This window comes from Burkholderia sp. AU30198 (genome assembly GCF_020419825.1).
Classification (GTDB): domain Bacteria; phylum Pseudomonadota; class Gammaproteobacteria; order Burkholderiales; family Burkholderiaceae; genus Burkholderia.
Genome location: NZ_JAIZSA010000016.1, coordinates 213,189 through 220,125, shown reverse-complemented (window position 1 = coordinate 220,125; position 6,937 = coordinate 213,189). Strand labels below are relative to the sequence as shown.

Below are 6,937 nucleotides of genomic sequence, written 5' to 3'. Positions count from 1 at the left end.
CGAACAGCGTGTACTTCGCGTGCAGCTCCATGCCGAGCTGGAAGTTCTCGGTCGGCTCGCCGTCCTTGCCCACACCCATGTTGCCGGTCGCGACGCCCTTCACGGAGCCGTCGTCGTTGTACAGGATCTCGGCAGCGGGGAAGCCCGGGAAGATCTCGACGCCCAGGGCTTCGGCCTGTGCGCCAAGCCAGCGCGTGACGTTGCCCAGCGAAATCACGTAGTTGCCGTGGTTCTGGAAGTTGGCGGGCAGCGCCCAGTTCGGCGTGGTGACTGCGCTCTTCTCGGACAGGAACAGGAAGCGGTCTTCCGTCACCTCGACGTCGAGCGGTGCACCGCGTTCCTTCCAGTCGGGGAACAGTTCGTTGATCGCGCGCGGATCCATCACCGCGCCCGACAGGATGTGCGCGCCGATCTCGGAACCCTTCTCAAGCACGCACACGCCGATCTCGGTGCCTTTCTCGGCGGCCAGCTGCTTGAGCCGGATCGCCGCCGACAGCCCGGCGGGGCCGCCGCCGACGATCACGACGTCGTATTCCATCGATTCGCGCGGGCCGTACTGCGCGAGCAAGTCCTGTGTGGTCAAAATCCTGTCTCCTCCTGCGTCCCGACCGTCAGCCGGTCAGAACTGATCTTCCGTCAACGCGAGCACGCCCTCGTTGCCCTTCGTGCCGACGATCGACGCTTCGAGTGCGCCCGCCTGCACCAGCACGTGCTCCGCATAGCATTGCGCGATCGCGATCTTCGCATCGAAGAACGCCGGATCGCTCGCGCGGTTCGCCTGCGCAGCCACCAGTGCGCGACCCATCTGCCACCCGCACAGCACCACGCCCGCCAGCTTCAGGTACGGCACGCTGCCCGCGAACACCGCGTTCGGGTCCTGCTTCACGTTCGCCACCACGTAATCGACCACCGACGACAGCGCCTTCGCGCCCTGCTCCAGCTTCGCCTTCACCGATGCGGCCGCAGCACCGTCCAGCTTGCCCAGCGCCGCCACCGTCTCGCCGATCTCCGCGATCAGCGCCTTCGCTACCGCGCCGCCGTCGCGCATCGTCTTGCGGCCGACCAGGTCGTTCGCCTGGATCGCCGTCGTGCCTTCGTAGATCGCCAGGATACGTGCATCGCGGTAATACTGCGCCGCGCCCGTCTCCTCGATGAAGCCCATCCCGCCGTGCACCTGCACGCCCAGGCTCGCCACGTCGTTCACCATCTCCGTGCTCCAGCCCTTCACGACCGGCACCAGATACTCGTAGATTGCCTGATGACGGTCACGCGTCGCCTCGTCCGAATGGCGGTGGGCAATGTCGCTGTGCGCAGCGGCCACGTAGGCCAGCGCCCGCGCGCCTTCGGTCAGCGCACGCATCGTGCCGAGCATGCGGCGCACGTCCGGGTGATGAATGATCGTCACCGACTGCTTGGCCGAACCATCGACCGGGCGGCTCTGCACGCGTTCCTTCGCGAATTCCGCCGCCTTCTGGTACGCACGGTCGGCCACGCCGATCCCCTGCATCCCGACGCCGAAGCGCGCCGCGTTCATCATGATGAACATGTATTCGAGGCCGCGGTTTTCCTCGCCGATCAGGTAGCCGATCGCGCCGCCGTGGTCGCCATATTGCAGCACCGCCGTCGGGCTCGCCTTGATCCCGAGCTTGTGCTCGATCGACACGCAGTGCACGTCGTTGCGCGCACCCAGCGAGCCGTCCTCGTTGACCATGAACTTCGGCACGATGAACAGCGAGATGCCCTTCACGCCTTCCGGCGCGTTCGGCGTGCGCGCGAGCACCAGGTGGACGATGTTGTCCGCCATGTCGTGCTCGCCCCACGTGATGAAGATCTTCGTGCCGAACACCTTGTACGTGCCGTCGCCCTGCGGCTCGGCGCGCGAGCGCACCAGCGCGAGGTCGGAGCCCGCCTGCGGCTCGGTCAGGTTCATCGTGCCGGTCCATTCACCCGAGATCAGCTTCGGCACGTAGCGCTGCTTCTGCTCGTCGGTGCCGGCCGTCAGCAGTGCCTCGATCGCGCCGTCGGTCAGCAGCGGACACAGCGCGAACGACAGGTTCGATGCGTTCAGCATCTCGATGCACGGCGTCGCGATCAGTTTCGGCAGCCCCTGGCCGTCGTATTCGGACGGATGCTGCAGCCCCTGCCAGCCACCTTCGACGAACTGGCGGAATGCTTCGCCGAAGCCCGGCGTCGCGGTCACGACACCATCCTTCCAGCTGCTCGGGTTGCGGTCGCCTTCAACGTTCAGCGGGGCCAGCACCTCGCCGCAGAACTTCGCGGACTCGTCGAGCACGGCCTGCGCCGTGTCGAAACCGGCATCCTCGAAGCCTGGCAACTGCGCAACGGCGTCGATGCCGGCGAGTTCCTTCAGCACGAACAGCATGTCCTTGACGGGGGCGTTATAGCTCATGGTCGATGTTCCAATCAGACGGTGTATGAGGGGCGCTATGGGACGAGAGGCGGTGATAGCGGCTCAGGCCCTTGCGACGACGTGGGTCATCGTAATGCCGGGGCGGTGGATTCTTATTGTCATATCCGGCCCATGTGGTGACAAAATCGGCCACGGGATGCGGGGGCGGGGCGGGAAAAGGCTGGCTGGGTGCGGGTTTGGCCGGAGTCGGTTTTGGCGGTTTTCGGAAATGGGCGAGCAATCGGCGTGCCACGCCGGGGCAATCGGAGTCAGGGTCGCCAAGTTCGAGCGGTGGCTTCCGGGCCACCGGTTTCTCTTGTTCCGCGGTGTGTGCCGTGCGGCGGCAGGCGACTCCGGCCGGACGCAGGGACGCTCCCGATGCGAAAGCGGTCACACCGGGGTCGGAGAGCCCTCCGATTCTGCGTAGCAAATCGTCAAGCACGACGCTGCCCCCTCCCCGATCGTCGTCGCCGACCGGAACCCGCCCCGCATGCCAGAGCGCTGCATTCCCGCCGGCGACCGGACCGTCAGCATCGACCGATCGTGATGCCGTGAATTTGCCATTTCTTAAAAACGACATTACAATTTGCCTTCAAATCAGAGGCCACGCCCTCACCCATCAGGGGAAATGCCCGGGACGGCCCGGCTCTTTTATAGGAGAGCCGTATGGCTTGGATTTCCCTCGTTCTTGCTGGCCTATTGGAAATAGTGTGGGCCTTCTCCATGAAGCAATCCCTCGGATTTACGAGATTGTGGCCGTCCATTATTACGGTCACGACCATGATTGCGAGCTTCGGTCTGCTGTCGGCTTCCATGAGAGTTCTTCCTTTGGGAACGGCTTATACGATCTGGACTGGCATCGGCGCGATTGGAGCGTTTCTTGTAGGTCTTTTCGTGCTCGGTGAGGCGGCTAGCCTCATGCGGATCTTGGCCGCGCTCCTGATTGTCAGCGGCTTGGTAATAATGAAACTCGCCTCCTGACGCGTCGCAGCCATTGGATCATCGTCGGCCGACAGCATTGACGTCGTAAATTCCGTCAAACCAACCTGACCCCATAGTCCGGAAACTTGGCATCAGGTTTGTGGTGGCCACATGTCCCAAGAAAATGCAGGCATCGTCCGTGCGATTGCTCTCTTGATTTCGACTCGGAATCCAGAGGGCATTCCGCACGACAGCGCGATAACAGCCGCCGCGTTATTTACGAGGCAGCGTCGCTACCATCCCGTCGCGCTCGACATTCGAATGTCCATGTGAAACGCGCCACTCATCAACGGCATCGCCAAGCGAGTGGTGACATTCATCACGCACAACTCGCAGTATTTGGTTAATCAATACCCGATCCGTATTTCTGTATTCCGAGGCACAACTCATGCCAAGCGCGCCCCTGTATCATTTGCTCCCAGATTTCCTGCTTGTCATTGCAATTGTCCTGTCATCGCGAGTAGGAGATTTCACGTCTGAAATAAAGTCGACGCGCGCGATTTACTGGATCGCAGTAGTAGCAACCACGATTTCAGGATTATGGTTCGCCTATGCGTCGACGGAGCCGCAAAGGTACTACTATTTCTCGCAAATGATCGTCGTCGATTCATTTGCCAACGTGATGAAGTCGGTGGTGTCGCTGGGCTTCGCAGTCACACTCGTTTACTCACGAAGGTACCTGGAGAGCAGGAATTTATTCCGGGATCACACCATTTTGCTCGCCATGTTCTCGTTGCTCGGCCAACTGATCATGATCTCGGGCAACAACTTCCTGACGCTGTACCTCGGTCTCGAACTGATGTCGCTGCCGCTGTACGCGATCGTCGCGCTGCGCCGCGATGCCGCGCAGTCGAGCGAAGCCGCGATGAAGTACTACGTACTGGGCGCCCTCGCATCGGGCTTCGTGCTGTACGGCATCTCGATGCTCTATGGTGCGACGGGCTCGCTCGAACTCGGTAAGGTGTACAAGGCTGTCGAAGGCAACATCGACTCGGCCATCCTGATGCTGGGTGTTGTCTTCATCGTCGCCGGTGTCGCGTTCAAGCTCGGCGCCGTGCCGTTCCACATGTGGGTGCCGGATGTCTACCAGGGCGCGCCGACCGCGTTCACGCTGTTCGTCGGCGGCGGTCCGAAGGTGGCCGCATTCGCATGGGGCCTGCGCTTCCTGGTGATGGGCTTGCTGCCGCTCGCGCAGAACTGGCAGATGGCACTGGTGATCCTCGCCGTGCTGTCGCTGATCGTCGGTAACCTTACCGGTATCGTCCAGCGCAACATCAAGCGGATGCTCGCGTACTCGGCGATCTCGAACATGGGCTTCGTGCTGCTCGGCCTGCTCGCGGGCATCGTGAACGGCGACGCGGCAGCACCGGCGAACGCCTACAGCTCGGCGATGTTCTACACGATCGTCTACCTGATCACGACGCTCGGCTCGTTCGGCGTGGTGATGCTGCTCGCGCGCCGCGATTTCGAAGCCGAAACGATCGACGACTTCAAGGGCCTCAACAAGCGCAGCCCGGTGTTCGCGTTCGTGATGATGGTCATGATGTTCTCGCTGGCAGGCATCCCGCCGACCGTCGGCTTCTACGCGAAGCTCGCCGTGCTCGAGGCGACCGTCAACGCGGGCCTCACGTGGCTGGCCGTGCTGGCCGTGATCACGTCGCTGTTCGGCGCGTTCTACTACCTGCGCATCGTGAAGCTGATGTACTTCGATGCACCGCAGGATGCGACGCCGATCTCGGGTGATTTCAGCAAGCGCGTGATCCTCGTGCTGAACGGCCTCGCAGTGATCGTGCTTGGCATCTTCCCAAGTCAGTTGCTGACGGCCTGCCTGCGCGCAATGAGTCATTCGTTGATTCTCTAGCAGGTCGTTGAATGACTGTCCGGCCTGCCGTATTTTCCATCTGCTGTTCGCGATGACCACCGCGAAGCGTTCGATTTCGGCTCATTCGCCCTATTTCAATGCGAATGGATCAACGTCGTAAGCTTCCCGGTGCCCATTCCGGTACCTCAGGCGCTCTGCGGGCGCAACGCGGCCAGCGATCTCAACCGTGTCAGGTTGTAGGCTGCCATCGTCAGGGTCAGCAGTGGGTCCACTTTCTCGAGACCACGAACCATGACCTCTCGCAGCGGATGCGCCTGCGGAACAAATGCTTCTAGCCTCACCGTGCTGAACAACGATTCGTTGTAACCGTCTGCGCCTCGCATCGGCCTGCCCTTCCCTGATCTCGGGAACCTGCATCGTTCAGGACGGACCGGGGTATTTCAACGGTCTGCCAATGCGCATCGTGGATGCGTAGATGCGCGTTGCGCGGGTCACCGGATTACAACAAGATTGGCCCGGCGCACACCACCGCACATGATCGTACATACGGCCTGCGTACTGCCCATGCTCACGCAAGCAGGACATCCAGGGCCCGCGGCCCACAAATGCGCTCAAGTGATCCCGCCGCCGATTCAACTAGCCGAGAACGCTCGATACGGTTTCAACCACTTCTTTGAGAAATACCTTGATCATCGGGTGGTTACGCTCGCCGCGGCGATAGGCGACATAAATCTTGCGCCGCACCTCCGGTTTCAACTTGACCCACGCCACGCCGGCCGGTGCCCGCAGCACCCGGAGCCCGGGGGCAACCGACACCGAGCAGCCTGAGGCCACCATGGCTTCGACCATTTCGGATCCACGACATTTCGCGTTGATACGCGGCTCGAAGCCGGCGCGACGACATAAGTCGATGACGAAACCGCCGAAGGTATTCCACGTGGATTCCATCGCCCAGGTTTCGTGCCGAAGATCGGCAACACCCAGCGATGGCATTTTGCTCAACGGATGATCGGTCGCGACCGCCACGTAGAGGACGTCCTCCGCCAGCGGCACAACCTCGATGTTCTCCTGGTCATTGCCCGCTTTGATCGAAAGATCGTCAATCAACGCGATGTCCGTTCGCCACGCCCGGAGTGCCGCAACCGCGTCAATGGGCTCCAGTTCTTCAAGTTCGATTTCCAGGCGAGGATACGCGGGCCGCAGCTTCTTGAGCACGTCAGGCAGTACAAGCGAAGCGATCGACGGAAACGCAGCAACGCGTAGTTCCCCCACCATCTCGCGCCGCAGCTCTGCCAATTCCGAGCGCGCCTCGTCCAGTACGACCATCACCCGTTCGGCGTGACCTGCCAAGGCATGCCCCGCCGGCGTGAGCCTGACGCCACGGCCCACGCGCTCCGTCAGTTTGACACCCGCCTCCTCCTCCAGCTGCGAGATCTGCTGTGAAACAGCCGATGGCGTCAGGTGCAACGCTTCAGCGGCGGCGGCCATCGTGCCGTACCTTGCCAGCTCCAGAAGTGCCTTCAGTCGCCCGACTTCCAACGCGTACCTCCACAAAGTGGATCGTTAAAAATAGCTAATGCATAACTACAAAAACGATAAGTATACGTGGATGAAATTGCTACCTAAAGTAGCCAGCCACAGCAGAGAACACAGGCATACCGTCGCTGCATTTCGTGTCCGCAACACATTGACTGGCAGAACCGTCGACCTCGATCGCTCAAGCC

The 6,937-nt window shown here is 61.6% G+C and carries 5 protein-coding genes and 1 pseudogene; 2 read left to right on the top strand and 4 right to left on the bottom strand.

Features of this window, described 5'->3' with window-relative positions; all coding sequences use genetic code 11:
- Nucleotides 1-538 (bottom strand): NAD(P)/FAD-dependent oxidoreductase (locus LGN19_RS29960; RefSeq protein WP_413227251.1); only part of this gene is annotated, 538 nt, incomplete at its 3' end.
- An 81-nt stretch (nt 539-619) separates the two neighbouring features.
- Entirely contained in the window at nt 620-2,410 is a 1,791-nt protein-coding gene (locus LGN19_RS29955) for an acyl-CoA dehydrogenase (protein WP_226218762.1), read from the bottom strand.
- 666 nt (nt 2,411-3,076) lie between these two features.
- On the opposite strand from LGN19_RS29955, the gene LGN19_RS29950 reads away from it, so the two are divergent.
- Nucleotides 3,077-3,391 (top strand): DMT family transporter, encoded by a 315-nt coding sequence (locus LGN19_RS29950; RefSeq protein WP_174963346.1) that lies wholly within the window; start codon nt 3,077-3,079, stop codon nt 3,389-3,391.
- Between the two features lie 388 nt (nt 3,392-3,779).
- The gene (gene nuoN, locus LGN19_RS29945) at nt 3,780-5,252 is read left to right on the top strand and encodes an NADH-quinone oxidoreductase subunit NuoN (RefSeq protein WP_226218761.1); all 1,473 of its coding nucleotides are present in this window, start codon (nt 3,780-3,782) and stop codon (nt 5,250-5,252) included.
- 146 nt (nt 5,253-5,398) lie between these two features.
- Here the strand turns inward: nuoN and LGN19_RS29940 are convergent.
- Nucleotides 5,399-5,518 (bottom strand): annotated as a pseudogene (locus LGN19_RS29940) (IS5/IS1182 family transposase); the annotation flags it as partial.
- A 331-nt stretch (nt 5,519-5,849) separates the two neighbouring features.
- A complete protein-coding gene (locus LGN19_RS29935; protein ID WP_122950682.1) occupies nt 5,850-6,752 on the bottom strand; it encodes a LysR family transcriptional regulator in 903 nt (300 codons plus the stop codon).
- Nucleotides 6,753-6,937: the final 185 nt, after the last annotated feature.